Origin of the sequence: Lentzea aerocolonigenes (assembly GCF_000955955.1) — a bacterium.
GTDB classification, from domain to species: Bacteria; Actinomycetota; Actinomycetes; order Mycobacteriales; family Pseudonocardiaceae; genus Lentzea; species Lentzea aerocolonigenes_A.
In genome coordinates, this window is sequence record NZ_JYJG01000045.1 from 37,524 (window position 1) to 57,249 (window position 19,726).

Here is a 19,726-nt window from a genome sequence, read left to right on the forward strand (position 1 = left end):
CACGACCGTGAGCGCTGGTTTCCTCGGTGGTAGACCGAACTGGGGGAACCTCATATGCGCAAACGTCTCTTCGGCGTGCTCGCCGCAGGTGTCGCACTGTCACTCGTCGCCGCCGGTCAGTCGGCCGCCGAACCCGTGCAGCAGGTCAGCCAGCCCGATCCGATGCTGGCTTTCCTGCCTGCCGAAGCCAAGATCGACTGGGCCGCGGTGCAGCGGAACCGGGAGTCCCGCAAGCAGGCGCGGGCCGCGATCGCCGCGAAGTCCGCGGGGACACCGCTGACCTACGGCGAGAAGGAGACCGGGCAGGGCGCGAACGACACGCCCGCCCAGGCCGAGCACGTGGCCGGGTTCGGCACCGGACGTGGCAAGAACCCGAAGCTCAAGCTCACGGGTGACCTAGCGGGCGACCCGACCATCCCGGTCGTCACGCCGTTCCCCGAGATGAACGACGCCATTCCGAACGCCGCTGACACCCACGTGCCCGCACAGGGACGGGCCGTGCGGACCAGCGGCACGATCGGCGACGGCCCGTACGGCAGCGCGGGTGACGGCAGCGGCGACCACGACTTCTACAAGCTGACCGGTGGTGCGACCGGGCAGTGGGCGACCGTCGAGACGCACACGCCGACCGGCGACCTGGACACGCTGCTCGCCGCGTTCGACGCGAACGGCCAGTTGCAGGGCCAGAACGACAACCTCGTCGGCACCACGGACAGCAGGCTCCGGGTCTTCGTGCAGCCGGGCACCGACGTCTACGTCATGGTCGCGGGCGCGGGCCCCGGCGGGGTCCCGACCGACCCGCTGAAGCCCGGCACCGGCAAGCGCGTCACCACCGAGGGCGCGTACGACCTGACCATCGCGACCGGCGACGGCCAGGTGGACAGGGACTTCTTCTCCGTCGACCTCAAGGCGGGCGACGTGCTCGGCGCGTCGGCGGCGGGCCGGGCGACGCGGGTCATGGTCCACGACCCGGCCGGGCGCGAGGTCTTCGGTTCGTCGCAGGACTTCAGCTTCCTGTACGCGGAGAACTCGCCGATGCCCGCCGGTGGCAACGCCGTCGCGGACTTCGTGGCGCCGAAGGACGGCCGCTACACCGTCGGCGTCGAGGACGGTGACGGTGCCTACGACGTCACGGTCGAGGCCTACCGCCCCGGCTCGGAGCTCAACCCGCGGCCGGAGGTGCTGACGATCTTCCTCGACTTCGACGGCGCGCGCGTCAACACCCGGATCTTCGGCGCCGACCCGGCCGGCAACCGGGACCTCTCGCCGCTCAAGAACTTCCTGCCCGCGTGGGGTCTCACCAACGCCGACGAGAACGCCGTGATCGACTCCGTGGTCGCGACCGTGCGCGAGAACATCGAGCACGACCTCGCCGCCAAGGGCACCAACAAGCGGTTCGCCGTGCGCGTCCTCAACAGCCGCGACCACGCCGACCCGTGGGGCCAGAAGAACGTCAGCCGCGTGGTCGTCGGCGGCACCATCGCCGAGTCCGGCATCTCGACCGTCGGCATCGCGCAGTCGATCGACGCGGGCAACTTCGGCAAGGAGGAGACCGCGCTGGTGCTGCTGGACGTGCTCAGCAAGCCGGCCGGCCAGTCCGCCACCTCGCTGAACACCTACATCACCCCGGCCACGGTCGACAAGGCCGCGTTCATCGGCAGGGCGATCGGCAACATCACCGCCCACGAGGCCGGGCACATGTCGGGCAGCTGGCACCAGGACCAGTTCAACGCGGTCAACAGCCTCATGGACCAGGGCGGCAACCCGAAGGGCATGTTCGGGGTCGGGCCGGACGCCGTCGGTGGCACGGCGGACGACGTCGACGTCGACTACCAGGAGGACGTGCTGAACCCCAACGAGGGCTTCACGGGTCTTGAGGACTCCGTCAACCGCACCGCGTGGGCCTACACCCGAGGCAACAGCTGACGGTCCGATTCCCGCCAGATCCTTCGCACTGATTCCAGCAGGCTGAAACGCATGGGATCACTTGAAGGGAAAGCAGCCCTGATCACCGGTGGAAGCCGCGGGATCGGGGCTGCTGTGGCGTTCAAGCTCGCCGCACTGGGCGCGCGAGTGGCAGTGACTTATCAGAACACCAAGCCGGACAACGGGTTCGCCATCCAGGCGGACAGCGAGGACCCGGAAGCCGTGGTGGCGGCGGTGGAAGAGACGGCCGCGGAGTTCGGCCGTCTCGACATCCTCGTGAACAACGCGGCCGTGTTCCAGGTCGGTCCGTTGGAAGACCTGGGCCAGGAAGAGTTCGACCGCACCATGGCGGTCAACGTGCGCGCGCCGTTTCTCGCCTCACGAGCGGCGGCGCGGCACATGCGCGAGGGCGGGCGCATCATCAGCATCGGCAGCAACGTCGCCGTGCATTCACCTTTTCCCGGTTTCGCGCTCTACTCGGCCAGCAAGACAGCGCTCATCGGCATGACGAAGGGCCTCGCGCGCGAACTGGCCCCGCGCGGCATCACCGCGAACATCGTCAACCCCGGTCCGATCGACACGGACCTGAATCCGGCAGACGGGCCGATGGCGGACACCATTCGCGGACTGACCGCGTTGGGACGCTTCGGGCAGCCGGAGGAGATCGCCGAAGTCGTTGCGGCACTGGCAGGTGACGCGGGCACGTACGTCACCGGGGCCAGCATCAACGCCGACGGCGGCTTCACCGCGTAGGCCGGTGCGAGGCTGTAAAACCCGTTCAGCCGCCGTGGGCTAGGTTCTCCGCACTCACTGCGAGGGAGAGCCGGACGATGTCGGACGTCTTAGCGGGCCTGCTGAACGCGCCAGCGGCCGAGCTCTACCAACGGCTGCTGCGAGCAGGTCAGCTGCCCCTCACCGACGCCGAAGAGGTCGAGGAGCTGGTCGAGGCCGGGTTCGCCCGCAAGCGTTTCGTGGGCGAACCGGTGATCGTCCCGGTCGAACCGTCGCGCGCGGTCGACCAGGCGCTGATCACCGTGCAACGCCAGCTCCTCGACCAGCACCGCATGATCGTGCGCGCCCGCGAGCAAATGCAGGTGCTGCAGAAAGAATTCGTCGCCAATGCGGACCGGGACGACAGCGGCATCAGCGTCCACACGGATCCTGCCGAGATCGGCGCGCTGTCCGTCGAGCTGTGCCTGTCCGCCGAACGCGACTTCGCCAACCTGGAGACCGAGCACTACCGCAACCCGCCGGACGGCCGGTCCGCCAAGGTGCCGCCGGCCGCCGTGCTGGAACGCGGGGTCCAGTTCCGCAACATCTACTCCAGAGCGGTGCTGGACCTGCCGTTCGCGGGCGAGATGGTCCGGCGATGCGCGGAAGGCGGCTGGCAGCTCAGGGTTCTGCCCGAGCTGCCGATGAAGATGGTGCTCGTCGACGACCGCGCGGCGCTGCTGCCGTTGGACCGCACCGGTATGGAAGGTGCCGTGCTGGTCAGGGCTCCGGTCATCGTGGCGGCATTGCGCATGTACTTCGAGATGCTGTGGAACAACGCGCTTCCGTTGCACGACAACGGCGCGGTGAGCAAGTTCTCGGCCCATCAGCGCACGGTGCTTCGCCTGATGATCGGCGGGATGACCGACGCCGCGATCGCCCGTCACCTCGACGTGAGCGAACGGACGGTGCGGCGGCACATCTCCGCCGCACTCGACCTTTTGGGTGTGGACAACAGGATCACGGCTACGGCGATGATCGTCCGCGATGGCTGGCTCGACTAGTTGACCGGCCCGTTGGGCCCGCCGCACTGCCACTCGACCGGCCCCGTGCCATGCCGCTGGTACCCGCCCGCGAAGAGGAGGACGTATCCGCCACCGGTCTCGTCGCCGGCCACCCAGGGGCGTTCGAGCTTCGCGCACGTGCCCGGCAGCAGCAGGACCAGCTTGCCTCCGTTCGACGTGAGGGCGAAGGCCGAGTTGGGATACCTCTGCTCCAGGTCGAACGGCACGATCGCGCCGCGGTCCACTCCGTCCGGCACGGTGATGCGGAGCTTCGACCTGGTGAAGTCGGGGCCCCAGACGTTCACGGTCCCCGAGTTGCCGATGAACCCGGCATAGGTGTGGCCGTACAGCACGCTTCCCTTGGGCAACACGGCCGTGGTGCTCGCCGCGCCCCACGTGTCCGCGCCGTCCTGCCAGCCGCTGTGCTCCCATCGGCGCACGGCACCGGAGGACTCGGTGCCGTAGATGACACCCGGCTCCGGAGACGTCAGCGAGGTGAACGCGCTCCAGTCGGTCTTGCGGCCGATCTGCTGCCACGACGTGAGATCGCTCGACCAGTACAGGCCGCTGCCCACCACGCGGTAGTACACGCCGTCACCGTGCTCGTGGCCCGACCAGAAGGCCGTGGTCACCTCGTCCCAGCCGGAGCGGGCGACCACTCGGTCACCGGTCCAGCGCGACAGGCCGGTGCTCCGGTTCGCGTCGAGGCAGAAGGTGTGCTCGACCAGCGCGCCGTCCCCCGTGACCGCGTAGACCTGCCGCTCCCACAACGCACACGGCTCATACGCCTCCGCCGGCGTGACGACCGTCAGGAGCATCACGAAGGCCAGCAGAACTTTCCGCAATCCCATGGCCGCAGAACCTACTGAGAGATCGGGAAACGGGGAACGACCGGATCCGGACACTGTCCCAATCCGGCCATCTCCCCCTGGCCGGTACCGGCCATTGGCCGCCAGTTCCCCTTACCCGGCACCAAATCCGTTGCCTAGCTTTGCCGCACACCACCCGAACCCAGTTGGGAGTACGACAAATGCGCAGCAGAATCGTTCGGGGCATCGCCCTCGCCGCCGGCATGGCGATCGCGGCACTGGCGACGATCACCGCACCCGCCAGCGCCGCGCCCGGCGCGTTCTACGCCGAGGCGATCAACCGCAACAGCGGCAAGTGCGTGAACCTGGCGGGACAGTCCGGCGACAACGGTGCCTGGATCCAGCAGTACCGCTGCGACCACACGCCCGCGGCGAAGTTCCTGTTCCTGCAGAACCGCGACGGCTTCTACGAGATCTCGAACCAGAGCAGCCGCAAGTGCATCGACATCGAGTACGGCTGGGGCCACAACGGTGCCCGCACCCAGCAGTTCAACTGCAACGGCAGCCTGACCCAGCAGTGGTGGCTCGCCGATCTCGGCAACGGGTACTACAACTTCATCAACCGCAACAGCAACCTGTGCCTCGACGTGCCGTGGGCCAGCACGGACGACCGCGTGATCCTCAACATCTGGCAGTGCGTGGCCGGGACGCCGGAGCAGCAGTTCCGCCTCAACATCGGCTGAAGCGCTAGGCCCAGGTGACGGGCAGGGCGTGCACGCCGTAGATGTTCATGTCCGTCTTGAGCTTCACCTCGCGGGCTTCCACCGCGAGGTGAAGGCTCGGGAACCGGCGCAGCAGCCCCTCGAACCCGGCCCGCATCTCGATGCGCGCCAGCTGCTGCCCGAGGCACTGGTGGATGCCGTGCCCGAACGACAGGTGCCCGCGTGCGTTGCGGTGCACGTCCAGCTTGTCGGCGTCCTCGAACTTCGCGGAGTCGTGGTTGCCCGCCAGCAGCGACACGACCACCGTCGAACCCTCGCGGATCGTCTCCCCGAAGAACTCGATGTCCTCGGCGGCGTACCGGAAGAAGATGTCGCCGACCGCGAGGTAGCGCAACAACTCTTCAACGGCGTCCGGGATCAGCTCTGGCCGGTCCCGCAGCGCGGCCATCTGGTCAGGGTGCTCCAGCAGCGCGAAAGTGCCCAGCGCCAACATGTTCGCCGTCGTCTCATGACCGGCGAGCAGCAACAGGAACGAGATGCCGACCAGTTCCTCGATGCTGAGGTCCTCGTCGCGGGCGAGGTCGGACAGCAGGTCGTCGCCGGGCTCGGCGCGCTTCGCCGTGACCAGTTCGGCCAGGAACGTGTTCAGCGCGACCCAGACGGCCATCTTCTCCTCCAGGTCGATCTCCCTCTCCATGAACCTGGAGAAGTTGTGCTGGAAGGACTCGCGGTCGTCGTAGGGCACACCGAGCATCTCGCAGATCACCAGTGACGGCACCGGAAGCGCGAACGCCTGCACGAGGTCGACCGGCGGGGTGAGGCTCGCCAGCTCGTCCAGCTGCCGTTCGGTGATCTCGATGATGTGCTCTTCCAGAGCCTTCATCCGCCTGACCGTGAACGCTCCGGTGAGCTTGCGCCGCAACCGGGTGTGGTCCGGCGGGTCCATGGCCAGGAACAGGCCGGGCACCTGCGGGGACGGCTCGGTCTGCTCCGGCATGCCGGGCACCGGGTACGGCACGTGCAGGATGCCGAGGTCCTGCCGTGAGCTGAACCTGGTGTCCGCTAAAGCCGCTCGCACCGCTTCGTAGCCGGTGATCAGCCAGCCCTCGTGGCCGTCGGGGAAGAGCATCGGGCTGACCGGACGCGACGACCGCAGCTCGGCGATCCGGGCGGGCGGGTCGAACGGGGTGACGTCGCGGTCCATGGGAAGTCCGTGCTGCATGACAGTGTTCTCCTTTGGCTGGCCTGGCTGGTTCAGCGGGTGGATTCGCGGTTGAAGAGCTTCTTGGACCAGAGGTAGCCGCCGACGCCGATGACGACGCACCAGCCGAAGGCGATGTAGCCGCTGTTGCCGATCGGCGTGCCCATCAGCAGGCCGCGCAGGGCGTCGATGAACGGGGTGAACGGCTGGTACTCGGCGAACCAGCGCAGTGCGGCCGGCATGGAGTCGGTCGGCACGAAACCGTTGCCGAAGAACGGGAGCAGGATCAGCGGCAGACCGATGTTGCTCGATCCCTCGACGGTCTTGCTCGCGAGGCCCAGCGCCGCGGAGAACCAGATCAGCGCGAACGCCATCGCGATCAACAGGCCGGCCAGCGCGAGCCATTCGACGAAGTTCGCCTGCGGCCGGAAGCCGATCGCGACCGCGACACCGAACACGAACGTCATGGCCAGCACGGTCTGCACGAGGCTGCCGATCACGTGTCCGGTCAGGACGGACACGCGGGCGATCGCCATGGTGCGGAACCTGTCGACGATGCCCTCGGTCATGTCCATCGCGATCGAGATCGACGTGCCCTGCACCGCCGCGGTGATCGCCATCAGGATGATCGTCGGCGTCACGTAGTTCAGGTACTCCGCCCGGCCGCCGGTCGGTCCGCCGATGCCGGCGCCGAGCGTGCCGCCGAAGACGTAGACGAACAGCAGCAGGAAGACGACCGGCATGATCAGCAGCTGGAACGTCATCGACGGGTAGCGGATCATCCGCTTCAGGTTGCGGCGCACCATGGTCGCCGAGTCGGTCAGCACGTAGGTCATGGCTGGGTCACTTTCTCGGTCAGGGCGAGGAAGACGTCGTCGAGGTCGGGGGTGTGCGTGCTGAGCGAGTCGACCGGCACCGAGTGCTCGTCGAGCTGGTCGAGCAGTGCCTTGAGCGAGCTGACGCTGCCGTCGTTCGGCACGCGCAACGCGAGCGCCTCGCCGTCGCGGGAAGCGTTGTGCACCACCCGGGCTGCGGCTTCGAGGTGGCGGGGATCGTTGAACTGCAACAGGACGTGCCCACCGTGGATGCGGCGCTTGAGCTCGTCCGCGGTGCCCTCGGCGACGATCTTCCCGTTGTCCAGCACGGCGATCCGGTCCGCGAGCTCGTCCGCCTCCTCGAGGTACTGGGTGGTGAGGAAGATCGTGATGCCGTCGGCGACGAGCCTGCGCACGATCTCCCACATGGCCCGGCGGCTGCGCGGGTCGAGACCGGTGGTCGGCTCGTCCAGGAAGATCACCTGCGGCGTACCGACCAGCGTCATCGCGAGGTCGAGCCGGCGCCGCATGCCGCCCGAGTAGGTGGACGCCGACTTGTCCGCCGCGTCGACCAGGTCGAACTTCTCCAGCAGCTGCTCGACCTTGAGCTTTCCCACCGCGCGGCCGAGGTGGTGCAGGTCGGCCATCAGCTTCAGGTTCTCGCGGCCCGTCATCAGGTTGTCGACGGCGGAGAACTGGCCGGTGACCCCGATCGCGGCGCGGACGGCGTTGGGGTCACGGGCAACGTCATGTCCCGCAACGGAAGCGCTGCCGGAGTCCGCGCGGATCAGCGTGGAGAGGATCTTGACCATGGTGGTCTTGCCGGCGCCGTTCGCGCCGAGCAACGAGAAGACCGTGCCGCGCTGGACGTTCAGGTCGACGCCCTTCAGCACTTCGTTGTCACCGTAGGACCTGCGCAGGCCGGTGGCCGTGATCGCGTTCATGGAGTTCCCCTCAGGCACGGCGGACGGTGATGTCGCCGAAGGACGTGTGGGCGGTGACCTTGACGGTCTGCGCGGCGTTGCCGGGACCGTCACTGCCCTCGAGCGTGTTGGTGACGCGGCCGAAGCTGGTCTTGGCGTCGATCCACGCGGCGGTGCCCTGCGCGATCCCGACCTCGACGCCGCCCATCGCGGTGTTCAGCGAGACGGTGTCGCGGACGACCTCACCGATGCCGATCGACCCCATGGCGGTCTTGGCCTCCACGAGAGCACCGGCTCGTTCGACGTTGATGTCGCCGTTGGCCGAACGGGCCCGCAGTTCGCCTTCGACCGTGCCGACCTCGATGTGCCCGTTGGAGTTCTTGACGACCAGTGAGCCGTCGACCGTGCCGACGCGGATGTGGCCGCTGCCGGTCTTGACCTCGGCGTTGCCCTTGACCGCGCCGACGTGGACCACACCGGCACCGGTGTCCGCCTTCAGCGAGCCGGCCCGGTCGACGTGGATGTTGCCGGCGGACATGTCGACCTCGGTCACGCCGAGCACGCCGGTGGTGCGGGTGCTGCCGGCCGTCACGTCGGCGTCCACTTTGGACCCGGTGGGCACCTCGACCACGATGTCGACGGACCTGGTCCTCTTCGAGAAGTCGAAGGTCCGCTTCGGGCCGCGGATCATCAGCGTGCCGTCGGAGTAGTCGACTCGGGTCTTCTGCGCGGCCTCGATGTCCGAGGAGTCGGACGGGTCGGACGGGCGCACGTCGACCGTGGTGTCGGTGCGGTCACTCGCGACGATCTGGACGTAGCCCGCGTAGACGTCGAGCAGTACGGAAATCGGTTCTGGCGTGTCGTAAGAAGGCATGGCTGTCCCCTCAGAAGGTGTCGCAGGAACGTCTCCGCAGCTCAGAGACGCGCGGAAGAACGGGTGTGGTTAGCGGACCCAGCCGACGAAACGCTGGGTGCCCGTGAGGCCCTCGATCAGCGTTTCGGGGCCGGACTCGCGCTTCGGCGCGAGCTGGGCCGAAGCGGCGCGCACGAGCCACGCGTTGACCGAGCGGCCCTCCTTGGCCGCCGCCTCGTCGATCGCGGCCTTGAGCGGCTCGGGCAGCCGGACGTTGATGCGCACGGTGGTGCCGTCCTCGAAGCCGGCCGCCACGTCCTCGGCGGGTGCCGCGACGGGCTCCGGCGCGACGGCGACCGGCTGCTCCGGCGTCCGGCGCGTCACGACGAACTTCGGGTCACGGCCCCGCAGCATCACCTGCACCGAGTCCGGCGCCAGGTCCGCGGTGATCTCGTCGGCGGCGGCGGACAGCGCTTCGAGCAGTGCCAGCCGGATCGCCGACTCCATCGTCACGGTCAACCGCTCGACCGTCGCACTCGCTTCGTCGCCGCCGGTTTCGACGGCGGTCAGCAGCTCGCGACCGAGGGAAGCCACATACGGGGTCAGATCCATGGCATCACTATGGCACACGGTGGCGCCACCAGCAAGCAATTCTGGCTCAGAATGGCATCACTTTGGCTCACTGCAGGTCAGAGGCCTGCTCAAGGAACGTGACGGTCTCCTGGAGCGGCGCGCGGCCGGTGCGTGGCTCCGCTTTGGCGCCATCCTCGTACCCGATCGACAGGCCGCAGAAGAGCACGAGGTCATCAGGTGGCGCCACGGTCTCGGCCACCGCGCGGTGGAACTTCGCCCACGCCATCTGAGGACAGCTGTGCAGGCCTTCCTCGCGCAGCAGCAGCATCACCGTCTGCAGGTACATGCCGGCGTCGGACCACTGCGGCGAGCCCATGCCGCGGTCGAGGTAGCAGAACAACACGACGGGCGCCCCGAAGGCGTCCCAGTTCGCCGAGGCCGCCCGTTGCCGCGCCTCCAGGTCACCGCGCTCGATGCCGAGAGCGCCGTACCGCTGTTGCCCGAAAGCTGACCGGCGCTCGGCGTACGGCGGCTTCAGCACCGGTGGGTACTGCTGGTACTCCGGGTCGTCCCACGCGTCGCCAGCGGCCAGCCGGTCCAGCGTGCGCTTCTTCAGCTCCGCCAACGATTGCCCGGTCACCACGTAGATGTGCCACGGCTGGATGTTCGAGCCGGAGGGCGCCCAGGCCGCGGCCGTCAGCATGTGTTCCAGCACCTCGCGCGGAACTTCCTGATCGGTGAACGCACGCACCGCCCGCCTGCTCGTGACGGCCTCGTAGACGTCCATCACAACCCCATCCCCTCACTTGACGCGCTCGTGTCGTTACGATTGAAATAGTATCGATCGATACCGTTTCGAGCGATCCGAAGTAGGAGAGAACACATGGCCACGTTGCTGCACATCGACTCCTCCGTGTTCCACGGTGAGGCGTCCGCGTCCCGCTCGGTCACCGCGGTCTTCCGCAGGACCTGGGAGGAACAGCACCCGGACGGCACGGTGATCTACCGCGACCTCGCCGCCTCGCCGGTGCCGCACATCACCGCCGAGGGTTACGCGCGCAGGGACTCCGCCGCGTTCGCCTCGAGGCTCGAACTGATCGAGGAACTGGAGAGCGCGGACGCCCTGCTGATCGGTGCGCCGATGTACAACTACGCGATCCCGTCGACGCTGAAAGCCTGGCTGGACAACGTGATCCTGCTCGGCCGCACGTCAGGCGAAGCGCCGTCATGCCTTGGCAAACCAGCCACCGTCGTGGCCAGCCGGGGTGGTTCGTACGCGCCGGGCACGCCGCGCGAGGGGTTCGAGTTCGTGCGGAACTACCTGGAGGCCGTGCTGGGCGGCAGCCTCGGCCTGGAGGTCGGCTTCATCGTCCCGGAGCTCACGATGGCACCGCGCAACCCGGCGATGGCGGCGTTGGTCCCGCTCTACGAGGCGTCCCGCGAGCGCGCTGTGGCGGAAGCCGCCGTGCGGGCTGGGGACTTCGACACAGACCCTAAGCGTCTTCTGAATGAGCGAGCTTGGTCAGCAACGCGGTGAGCTGATCGCGTTCCTCGGCGTCGAGCACCGATCCGAGCCGGTCGGACACCGGCTTCGCGGCCACGTGCCCCTCGTCGAACAGCGCCAGCCCGGCCGGAGTGATCTCCACGGCCCGTGCCCGCCGATCACCGGGAACGGCCTTGCGCACGGCCAGTCCCTTGCGCTCGAGGTCGTCGACGATGCGCATGATCCCGGCCTTGTCCGTGCCGGTGGCCGGCGCCAGGTCGCGCTGCATCGTCGGCCCGTTGTTGACCAGCTCCATCAGCACGGCGAAGTGCCGCAGCTCGATGCCCAGCGGCCGCAACGCCTCCCCCATCACCGCGGCCGCGCGCCAGTGGGCCCGGCGCAGCAGCAACCCCAGCGCGAACGGCGACACGTCTCCTGGACGGTCGGTCGCACGCGCGGGCTTGGTCACGACGGGCATGCTACCCGTGTAAACCGCCGCCTTCAGATGGTCGTCTACCTCATCGTGCAACGAGAAACGAGCGCCGACTTCGACCGGTTCGTGCTGGACCGGTCGACCGCGCTGCTGCGCACAGCCGTGCTTCTGGTGGGGGACGTCGGTCACGCCGAGGACATCCTGCAGACCGCACTGCTGCGGCTGGCCACGCGCTGGAAGTCCATCACGGCACCCGAGGCGTTCGTCCGGCAGGTGCTGGTCAACCTCGCACGCGACCGGTGGCGATGGGCGCGCAGGCGAGTGTCCGAAGAGGAGCTGACGAACGCCGAGCGGGTGCCGGCCGGGCCTGACCCGGCGGACATGGTCGCCGATCGCGACACGCTGCGCCGGGCGTTGGCGAAGCTGCCGCGCCGCCAGCGGGAGGTGGTGGTGCTGCGGTTCTTCGCCGACCTCTCGGTGGCGGAGACGGCGGAGACGCTGCGCATGTCAGAGGGAACCGTCAAAGCGCACACGAGCCGTGCCGTCGCCCGGTTGCGGGAACTGCTCGGGGAACAGATCACGGAGAAGGCTCATGGTGTCTGAGAACGAACTGCTTGACGACGTGCGTGCCGTGCTGCACGCCGAGGTCGAGGGCGTGACGGCCAACTCCGCCGCGCTGCTCGCGTCGGTGAAGCGCAAGAAGACCGTCCGCTGGCCGTGGCTGGTGCTTCCCGTGGTCGCCGCCGCCGCGGCCGCCGCCGTCCTGGTGCCACAACAACAACAGCCGGAAGCCGCGCCTGTCGAGGTGGCGTACCAGCTGGAACGCACCAACGCCGCGCTGGAAGGCGTGCGCGGCATGGTGATCCACGAACAGGCCCCGTCCGACGAGAAGGAGAAGTACTTCCGGCCGGGCGAGAAGGGCCTGAGTGAACGCTGGCACGCCGCGGACGGCAGCGCGTTCCGCTACCAGGCCTCGGTGGACGGCAGGCCGATCGTCGACCTGAGCCGCTCGGCCGCCGGCGACATCTTCGTCGACCATCGCGCGCGCACGTACCGCAGCACGCCGGGCGAGACGCCGGACGACCAGGTATGGACGCCGGAGGAGATCCAGAAGGCGATCAGGGACGGCCGCATCACCGTGGCCGGGCCGTCGGAGCCGATCAACGGCACCCCGGCCGTCCGGCTGGACATCTCCGCGGACAAGGCCGGGGTGGCGACCGAGATGTGGGTCGACGCCGCCACCTACCTGCCGATGCGCTGGCGGTGGGTGCAGGACGGCGGCACACCGTTCGACGTGACGTGGCTGCCGCCGACGCCGGAGAACCTCGCGGCGCTGAAGACCCAGATCCCGGACGGCTTCACCAGGGTCGGGTGAACGCGTTCAGCGTCGGCGTGCCCTGCTGCCGGTCCAGCACGGCGAAGACGACGTGGTCGAAGTACCTGTTGTCCCGCAGTGCGGTCTGAAAAGTCCCGGCCACGACAGCGGGCTCGTTGCCGAACACACCGCAGCCCCAGGCACCGAGCACGAGCCGCCGATGGCCGTGCGCTGCCGCAACGTGCAGAACTCGAACGGCACGTTGCAGCAGCGCGGCCGGAATGCCCGCTTCCCGCTCGGGCTGGTTGCGCACGATCGCCGACCTGTTCGGTGCCGCCGCAGTCAGGAACGACACCGGGTACGGCGCGTCGAGCAGGTTTCCCTTGTCGTCGCGGAAAACCGGCACGTTCGGCGAGTAGATCACGCGGTCGCTGTACGTCAGGTCCTCGTGCGCGCGGTGGTGCCGGTAGAAGTCACCGGCCGCGAGCAGGCAGGGGTAGAGCGCCGACGACCGCGCGACGCTCTCCTCCTGTGCTTGTGCGCCGTTGAGGAACCCACCGCCGGGGTTGCGCGCGGAAGCGAAGACCAGCGCGGCGACGTCACCGCCGAGCCGTCGCGTCGCCTCCAAAGTGGACTCATTCGTGACGTCGACTTCGGCCGGCTCTCCCTGCTGTGGCAACGACAGCTCGTCGTCCGGCAGGTGGAGGACCGTTCCGGACACCGCCGGAGTCACCTCGATCGAGACCTCGCCGTAGGAACCCCGTTCCGCGATCTCGACGGTCTCGCGGGCGATCGCCCGCAGCCTGCTGCTCATGATGGATCTCATTGTCGCCCAGCAGGCCAAGCGGTTTTCCCGCCCTCCCGCAACCGAACTGCGCGGGTCCAAGGCTTATTTCCCGCTGCCGCCCTCAGATCCGCGCATAGATCTCGGCCACGGTGTGGAACGCGGCCTTGGGTTCCCAGTGCCCGTCGTCGTAGACCTTCACGATCCCCGGACTCGCCATGTCGAAGTCACGGCTCGGCTCGTCCGGCCGATGTGGGTAGTTGGCGAGCGCGAACAGGTACACGAACGCGCCGTCCACTCCCTCGGCCTCGAAGATCTCCAGCAGCTCCCGCAGGTACACCGCCTGCTCGTCCTCGTCCCGGACGTAGCCGTCCTGCAGGCGCACCGGCAGCCCGGACTCGTCGCTCTCGACGATTCCCATGCTGCGCGGCGCGACCGCACCCGACCCCTTCCAGGCCGCGGTGCCGAACCCGGTGATCGCCACCGGTTTCCCCTGCGCCACCAGGCTTCGCACCGACGCCGGGTACTGGTCGGCGACCTCGGCCGACCGGATGTGCTCGAACGACATGATGTCGAACAGGCTCCAGTCGATCCGCTCGAAGTGGATGCAGGCATAGGTGATCCTGCCGCGGAACTCGGCCCGGATCGCCTTGACCGCCGTGGCCAGGAACTCGTTGAGGCTCGCGGCGGCCTCCGCCATTCGGTCGGGGTGGCTGACCAGCCGGGTCACCCGGTCCATCACGTCGTCTCCCGGCACGAAACCGACGTTCATGATGCTCATCTCGACACCCGCCACGAACACGACCTCGGCGCCTTCGGCCCGGACCCGTTCGGCGCGCTGGGCGCAGTCGACGAAGAGCTCCAGGATCTCGGCCTGCGTCAGCTCCAGCGGGTACGGCGAGAACCACACCTCCAGACCGAGCGAGGCCGCGATCCGAGCGGACTGCTCCAGCCGTTCCGGCGAGCCGCCGACCAGGTGCACGGCGTTGCAGTGCAGGTCGTCCCTGATGACCCGCAGATCCCGCGCGACCACGCCGAGATCGAACTCCGGTACGGAGATCTCACCGTCACGGACGAAGCCGGTGTCGTAAGCGATGCCCTTTGCTCTCATACCTAAATGCGTACACGCAATTTTGCGTGCACGCAACTTAAGACGGCCAGACCAGCAGCACCGGGCAGGTCGCGTGGTCGACGACGAACCGCGTCGGCGGACCGAGACTGCGCGGGCCCGCATGGCTGACGTCGCCGTCCCGGCACACCACGAGGAGCGAGGCATCTCGAGCTGCCGCAACGACTTCGTGCTCAACCCGCCCCACTCGCGCGGACGTCGTGCACGGCATCCCCAAGCGTGCGGCGGCCGCCTCCAGCAGCCTCGAAGCGTGGTCCGCGGCGAGGTGGTCCAGCTGGGTGCCGGGGTCTCGCGCGGGCTGACCTCTGCCGAACAGCCCGGCGAACGCGCCATGAGCCGCGCCGGGTACGTCGTGATCACTCACGTGCAGCAGCAGGAAGTCGGACCCGTGTGCGCGGGCCGCGTCCACACTGGACTGCCAGGTGTCGTCGGCGATCCACACGACGACTGTCATGGTCATCCTCCGATCACGTGCAGGGACGCCCACAGTGCCACGACCGCGCCGGCCAGGGTGGCAGGCACGGCGAGCAGGCCGAGCCGGGTGAACTCTGGCAGGTTCACCTCGGTGTCGTGGTCGTGCACGATCCGCCGCCACAGCAACGTGGCCAGCGACCCGGCGTAGGTCAGATTGGGTCCGAGGTTCACGCCCAGCAGCACCGCCAGCACCGCCCCGGACCCGAGCGGCACGACCAGCGGCAGCAGCACGAGCACCGCGGGCAGGTTGTTGATCACGTTCGCCAGCACTGCCGCGACCGCCGCGACACCGAGCAACGCCAGCAGCCCGTTGCCGCTCGGCACCACGTTCTCGAGCACCTCGTCGAGCCCGTTGTCCACCACCGCCCGCACCACGACACCGAGGCCGAGCACGAACGCGAGAAACGGCAACGAAGCAGACTGCACGATCTTCAACACGGACGTACGACGTTTCATCAGCGCACGGACCGCCATCGCCACGGCACCCGCACACGCAGCCCACGCCGGGTCGATCCCAGTAGCCGACGCCACGACGAACCCGACCAGCGTCAGCCCGACCGTGGCCAGCGCGAACACCGGCAGCTCACGCGGCGGCCGCACCGACGGGGCGTGCACCGGCGCGTCGAGATCGGTGCGGAAGAACCGCCGGAACACCACATATTCGAGGCCGATCGCCACCACCCACGGCAACGCCATCAACGCCGCGAACCGCGTGAAGCTCAGCCCACTGGACGCGAACGCCAGCAGGTTCGTCAGGTTCGACACCGGCAGCAGCAGGGACGCGGAGTTCGACAGGTGCGTGCACGCGTAGACGTGGGGCTTGGGCCGCACCCCGAGCTGTGCGGCCGTCGCGAACACCACGGGCGTCAGCAACACCACGGTGGCGTCGAGGCTCAACACCGCCGTGATCACCGACGCCGTGACGAACACACCGCCCAGCAACGTCCGAGGCCGCCCGCCCGAGGCCCGCGCCATCCACGTCCCGCACGCGTGGAAGAGGCCGTCGTCGTCACACAGTTGCGCCAGCACGAGGATCGCGGCCAGGAACCCGATCACGGGCCCCAGCCGCACCGCCTCGTCCACGGCGTGGCCGAGGGGCAACGCGCCGACCAGCACGACGAGCAGCCCGGCCGGCACCGCCACCGCCGCCTCGGGCCATCCCCACGGCCGGACGACCGCGCAGACCAGCACGGCCGCCAGCAACAACACAGACAGCGCCAGCACGGCGCAAACGTTAGGACATCTTCGCGGCCGCCGACTTGATGGCCTGCCGGATGCGGAAGTACGTCCCGCACCGGCACACGTTCGCGATCCGGTCGATGTCCTCGTCCGTCGGCTCGCTCTTGTTCTTCAGCAACGCCGCGGCCGCCATGATCTGACCCGGCTGGCAGTAGCCGCACTGAGCGACGTCCTGCTCCAGCCACGCCTCCTGAACGGGGTGGAGGTCGTCACCCGACGCCAGCCCCTCGATCGTGGTCACCGTCTTCCCCGAGCACGAGGAAACCGGCGTCACGCACGGCTGGATCTCCGCGCCGTCGAGGTGGGACGTGCAGGCGCGGCACACCCCGATGCCGCAGCCGAACTTCGGGCCGCGCACCCCGAGCTTGTCGCGCAGCACCCAGAGCAGCGCCAGGTCGGCGGGCGCGTCCACGGTGACCGCCCGGCCGTTGACGACGAAGGTGTAGGTAGGCACAGGGACGCTCCTTCAGCGCGGGAACGGCTCGAAGTCGACCGGGAAGATGATCGGGAAGCTGCGCGGCACCACACCCGTTGCCCGCGCGTAGGCGTTGGCGATCGCGCCCACCGCGGCCGGCACGCCCAGCTCGCCCGCACCGCCGGGTTCACCGGTCGCCGGCATGACGAAGATCCGCACGTCCAGCGGCGCGTCCTTCTGCCGCGCGTAGTGGAACTGCGAGTACGAGCCCTCCAGCGGCAGACCGCGATCGATGTGCAGACCAGCGCGCAGCGTGGTGGAGATGGCGTCGGTCAGGCCACCGAGCAGCTGCGCCTCCAGGCCGCGCGGGTTGATCGGGCGGCCGACGTCGGCCGCGATCACCGCCTTGACCACGCGCGGGTTCTGCGGATCCCTGGCGTCGATCTCGACCAGACAGGCCGTGCACGACTGGTACTCGTCGTGGAACGCCACCCCCTGAGCGAACCCCCGAGGCATCGCCCGGCCCCACTGACCTTCCGCGGCCACCTTGTCCAGCACCGCGCGCTGGCGATCGTGCTTGAGGTACTCGCGGCGGAACGCGACAGGATCCTTGCCCATCCGCGCGGCGAGCTGGTCGACCACGATCTCTTCCGCACCACGGGTGTTGGCCGAGTAGACCGACCGCCACGACCCCGTGTGCATCTTCAACGGCACCTCGTTGAGCAACGAGGTCACCACGCCGAAGTTGTAGGGCACGTGACAGGTCGTCAAAAACACCGTCTGTGCAAAGGAAAGGTTGCCTCCAACGGGCAATGACGCCGCCGTCGCCGTGAGAATCTCGCCGAGCCCGTGCCGGAAGTCGGTCTCCACGGACGCCACCCGGTGCTCGAACGTCAGCACGTTGCCGAGCCCGAACGTCGCCCGCAGCTTGTGGTGACTGGCCGCGCGCGCACGGCCGTGCCGCATGTCATCAGTGCGCGACCACATCAGCTTCACCGGGCGCCGCAACGCCTTCGAGATCTGCGCGGCCTCGATCGCCGCGTCGAAGAACAACCTGCGCCCGAACGATCCGCCGCCCTGCATCACGTGCACGGTCACCGCGGACTCGGGCAGCCCGACGACAGAGGCGATCGTCTGACGCGCCACGATCGGCGACTTCAGGCCCGCCCAGATCTCCGCCCGGTCGTCACGCACGTCCGCGATCGCCGAGTTCGTCTCCATCGGAGCGTGGCTGACGAACGCGAAGTCGAACTCCATGTCGACGTGCTGGGTCAGCAGCGGCGGCACCACGAACGGCAGCGCCGCCGCCCGCAGCTTCGCCCGGATCTCCTTGTCCGACAACGCGTCGATCGTGCCGGGGTGCCAGGTCACCTGCAACGCGTCCCGAGCGGCCATGGCCTGCCCGAACGTCTCCGCCACGACCGCGACACCCGTCGGCACCACGCCGACGGCCAGCACACCGGGCATCGCTTTCGCCACGCTCGAATCAACCGACTTCACCGTGCCGTTGATCGTCGGCGGCCGGCGCACCACCGTCGGCATCGCGCCGGGTACGTCGTGGTCGAGCGTGTACTTGAACTGACCGGTGACCATCGCACGGGCGTCGATGCGCGACTGCGGAGTGCCGACCAGCCGGTGCTCCGAGACAGGTTTCGGTTGCGCGGCGAAGACCCCGGTCAACTGGGCCGCCGCAGAAGTCAGCAGCCCGTACGCGATGTACCGCCCGTCCGGCAGGATCACACCACCGTCGCGTGTGGACAGTCGAGAAGCCGCCACGCCGTACTGCTCGGAAGCCGCCGCGAGAAGCCTGGCCCGTGCAGCCGCCGCCGCCTGACGGACCGGCCCGTACACCGACCGGATCGTGTTGGAACCACCGGTGAGCTGGTTGAACAGCAGCTCCGGCCGCGCATCCGCGAGCACGACCCGCACCTGCGAAAGCGGCAGGTCGAGCTCCTCCGCGACGAGCATCGCGGTGGCAGTGGTGATGCCCTGGCCGACCTCGGCACGAGGCAGTTCGAGCGTGACGACACCGTCCTCGCCGACGCTCAGCACAGCGAGCGCACCGGCTGTCGGTGTTCCGGCCAGGATGAGGATGTCGCCGAGATCCATGATCTCGGCCGGTTGCGGCAGTGTCGGGAGGACCGCCTCCGCAGTGCCGGGAACCGCAACGGTCAGCACCGGAGCGGCCACCAGGAACGCGAGGAACTGCCGACGACGTAAGGGGACCCGGGCATCGGGGACCGGGACTTCGTTGTCACAGGTCATGTACTCGTCAACGACATCCGGACCAGCCGGGTACGACCGTCAGCCGAATGGGCGCAGGACTGACTGGCGGATCACCGCAACTGCGGCACGAACCCGAACGATTCGCCGTAGCTGAGACCGACTCACTCGACCAGTGGCACCCGGCGCCTCAGCACGCGTTCCGTACCGCCGGTCGCGTCCAGCAACCGGATCAACGCCCGCTTCACCGCGTCGTCACCGTGGACGTCGAACTCCCGGCGAATCCTCCTGCTGTCCTCCACGAGCTTCCGGCCGCGTTTCGTGAGAACCGCCCGCCTGACGCGGCTGTCCACGCGGTCCGGCTCGCGCACGACATACCCGAGCCGCTCGAGCTCGGCCAGCTGCTTCGAGGCGGCCTGCTGCGTCACGCCGAGCAACTCCCCCAGCTCGGACACCGTCGGCTCGCTCTCGATCAGATGCTGGATCACGTACCCGTGCGAGACGCGCACTCCGTCGTGCCCGATCTCGTGCAGCCGCCGGAGAATCGCGTCGTTCGCGGAGCTGCCCGCCAGGTACGCGAGCGTGGCGAGGTCGATGTCCATCAGGTCCACACCCGCATCCTCACATTGACAAC

The 19,726-nt window shown here is 68.6% G+C and carries 22 protein-coding genes; 7 read left to right on the forward strand and 15 right to left on the reverse strand.

Annotation, left to right across the window (positions count from 1 at the left end; all coding sequences use genetic code 11):
• The first annotated feature begins 54 nt into the window (after positions 1 to 54).
• From UK23_RS08550 to UK23_RS48400, 3 genes are all read left to right on the forward strand, one after another.
• A complete protein-coding gene (locus tag UK23_RS08550; protein WP_045310853.1) occupies positions 55 to 1,926 on the forward strand; it encodes a hypothetical protein in 1,872 nt (623 codons plus the stop codon).
• Between the two features lie 51 nt (positions 1,927 to 1,977).
• Positions 1,978 to 2,679 (forward strand): 3-oxoacyl-ACP reductase family protein, encoded by a 702-nt coding sequence (locus tag UK23_RS08555; protein WP_045310854.1) that lies wholly within the window; start codon positions 1,978 to 1,980, stop codon positions 2,677 to 2,679.
• A 77-nt stretch (positions 2,680 to 2,756) separates the two neighbouring features.
• The gene (locus UK23_RS48400) at positions 2,757 to 3,701 is read left to right on the forward strand and encodes a LuxR C-terminal-related transcriptional regulator (protein ID WP_052684476.1); all 945 of its coding nucleotides are present in this window, start codon (positions 2,757 to 2,759) and stop codon (positions 3,699 to 3,701) included.
• Here the strand turns inward: UK23_RS48400 and UK23_RS08565 are convergent.
• Positions 3,698 to 4,552, reverse strand: coding sequence for a hypothetical protein (locus UK23_RS08565; RefSeq protein ID WP_045310855.1), 855 nt, complete (start codon positions 4,550 to 4,552; stop codon positions 3,698 to 3,700). The two genes, UK23_RS48400 and UK23_RS08565, sit on opposite strands and share 4 nt — an antisense overlap.
• Before the next feature lie 179 nt (positions 4,553 to 4,731).
• On the opposite strand from UK23_RS08565, the gene UK23_RS08570 reads away from it, so the two are divergent.
• On the forward strand, positions 4,732 to 5,253 hold the full coding sequence (locus UK23_RS08570; RefSeq protein WP_052684477.1) for an RICIN domain-containing protein: 522 nt from the start codon (positions 4,732 to 4,734) through the stop codon (positions 5,251 to 5,253).
• A 4-nt stretch (positions 5,254 to 5,257) separates the two neighbouring features.
• Here UK23_RS08570 and UK23_RS08575 read toward each other — a convergent pair whose 3' ends face one another.
• From UK23_RS08575 to UK23_RS08600, 6 genes are all read right to left on the reverse strand, one after another.
• Positions 5,258 to 6,454 (reverse strand): cytochrome P450, encoded by a 1,197-nt coding sequence (locus UK23_RS08575; RefSeq protein ID WP_045310856.1) that lies wholly within the window; start codon positions 6,452 to 6,454, stop codon positions 5,258 to 5,260.
• Between the two features lie 32 nt (positions 6,455 to 6,486).
• Positions 6,487 to 7,269: an ABC transporter permease gene (locus UK23_RS08580; RefSeq protein WP_045310857.1), complete on the reverse strand. Its 783-nt coding sequence runs from the start codon at positions 7,267 to 7,269 to the stop codon at positions 6,487 to 6,489.
• Positions 7,266 to 8,192, reverse strand: coding sequence for a daunorubicin resistance protein DrrA family ABC transporter ATP-binding protein (locus UK23_RS08585; protein WP_045310858.1), 927 nt, complete (start codon positions 8,190 to 8,192; stop codon positions 7,266 to 7,268). Before UK23_RS08585 ends, UK23_RS08580 begins: the two co-directional genes overlap by 4 nt.
• Before the next feature lie 10 nt (positions 8,193 to 8,202).
• Positions 8,203 to 9,045 (reverse strand): DUF4097 family beta strand repeat-containing protein, encoded by an 843-nt coding sequence (locus UK23_RS08590; RefSeq protein WP_045310859.1) that lies wholly within the window; start codon positions 9,043 to 9,045, stop codon positions 8,203 to 8,205.
• Between the two features lie 69 nt (positions 9,046 to 9,114).
• On the reverse strand, positions 9,115 to 9,636 hold the full coding sequence (locus tag UK23_RS08595) for a ribbon-helix-helix protein, CopG family (RefSeq protein ID WP_045310860.1): 522 nt from the start codon (positions 9,634 to 9,636) through the stop codon (positions 9,115 to 9,117).
• Between the two features lie 67 nt (positions 9,637 to 9,703).
• Complete coding sequence (locus UK23_RS08600; protein WP_045310861.1) at positions 9,704 to 10,384, reverse strand: nitroreductase; 681 nt, start codon at positions 10,382 to 10,384, stop codon at positions 9,704 to 9,706.
• 96 nt (positions 10,385 to 10,480) lie between these two features.
• Between UK23_RS08600 and UK23_RS08605 the strand changes: the two genes are divergently transcribed.
• Complete coding sequence (locus UK23_RS08605) at positions 10,481 to 11,134, forward strand: FMN-dependent NADH-azoreductase (protein ID WP_045310862.1); 654 nt, start codon at positions 10,481 to 10,483, stop codon at positions 11,132 to 11,134.
• On the opposite strand, the gene UK23_RS08610 is transcribed toward UK23_RS08605, so the two are convergent.
• On the reverse strand, positions 11,091 to 11,549 hold the full coding sequence (locus UK23_RS08610) for a MarR family winged helix-turn-helix transcriptional regulator (RefSeq protein WP_231114425.1): 459 nt from the start codon (positions 11,547 to 11,549) through the stop codon (positions 11,091 to 11,093). The two genes, UK23_RS08605 and UK23_RS08610, sit on opposite strands and share 44 nt — an antisense overlap.
• Positions 11,550 to 11,585: 36 nt before the next feature.
• Here UK23_RS08610 and UK23_RS08615 point away from each other — a divergent pair, with 36 nt between their 5' ends.
• On the forward strand, positions 11,586 to 12,116 hold the full coding sequence (locus tag UK23_RS08615; RefSeq protein WP_045310864.1) for a SigE family RNA polymerase sigma factor: 531 nt from the start codon (positions 11,586 to 11,588) through the stop codon (positions 12,114 to 12,116).
• Positions 12,106 to 12,888: a hypothetical protein gene (locus tag UK23_RS08620; protein ID WP_045310865.1), complete on the forward strand. Its 783-nt coding sequence runs from the start codon at positions 12,106 to 12,108 to the stop codon at positions 12,886 to 12,888. The genes UK23_RS08615 and UK23_RS08620 overlap by 11 nt, the downstream gene beginning before the upstream one ends.
• Here the strand turns inward: UK23_RS08620 and UK23_RS08625 are convergent.
• From UK23_RS08625 to UK23_RS08655, 7 genes are all read right to left on the reverse strand, one after another.
• On the reverse strand, positions 12,872 to 13,642 hold the full coding sequence (locus tag UK23_RS08625) for a TIGR02452 family protein (protein WP_045310866.1): 771 nt from the start codon (positions 13,640 to 13,642) through the stop codon (positions 12,872 to 12,874). The genes UK23_RS08620 and UK23_RS08625 overlap by 17 nt on opposite strands.
• A gap of 94 nt (positions 13,643 to 13,736) precedes the next feature.
• The gene (locus UK23_RS08630; RefSeq protein WP_045310867.1) at positions 13,737 to 14,723 is read right to left on the reverse strand and encodes a hypothetical protein; all 987 of its coding nucleotides are present in this window, start codon (positions 14,721 to 14,723) and stop codon (positions 13,737 to 13,739) included.
• 37 nt (positions 14,724 to 14,760) lie between these two features.
• A complete protein-coding gene (locus UK23_RS08635) occupies positions 14,761 to 15,195 on the reverse strand; it encodes a universal stress protein (protein ID WP_045310868.1) in 435 nt (144 codons plus the stop codon).
• 2 nt (positions 15,196 to 15,197) lie between these two features.
• Entirely contained in the window at positions 15,198 to 16,439 is a 1,242-nt protein-coding gene (locus tag UK23_RS08640; protein WP_045310869.1) for an SLC13 family permease, read from the reverse strand.
• A 10-nt stretch (positions 16,440 to 16,449) separates the two neighbouring features.
• The gene (locus UK23_RS08645) at positions 16,450 to 16,908 is read right to left on the reverse strand and encodes a (2Fe-2S)-binding protein (protein ID WP_045310870.1); all 459 of its coding nucleotides are present in this window, start codon (positions 16,906 to 16,908) and stop codon (positions 16,450 to 16,452) included.
• Between the two features lie 12 nt (positions 16,909 to 16,920).
• Positions 16,921 to 19,134, reverse strand: coding sequence for a xanthine dehydrogenase family protein molybdopterin-binding subunit (locus tag UK23_RS08650; protein ID WP_045310871.1), 2,214 nt, complete (start codon positions 19,132 to 19,134; stop codon positions 16,921 to 16,923).
• A 122-nt stretch (positions 19,135 to 19,256) separates the two neighbouring features.
• Positions 19,257 to 19,694, reverse strand: coding sequence for a MarR family winged helix-turn-helix transcriptional regulator (locus UK23_RS08655; RefSeq protein ID WP_045310911.1), 438 nt, complete (start codon positions 19,692 to 19,694; stop codon positions 19,257 to 19,259).
• Between the last annotated feature and the right edge of the window lie 32 nt (positions 19,695 to 19,726).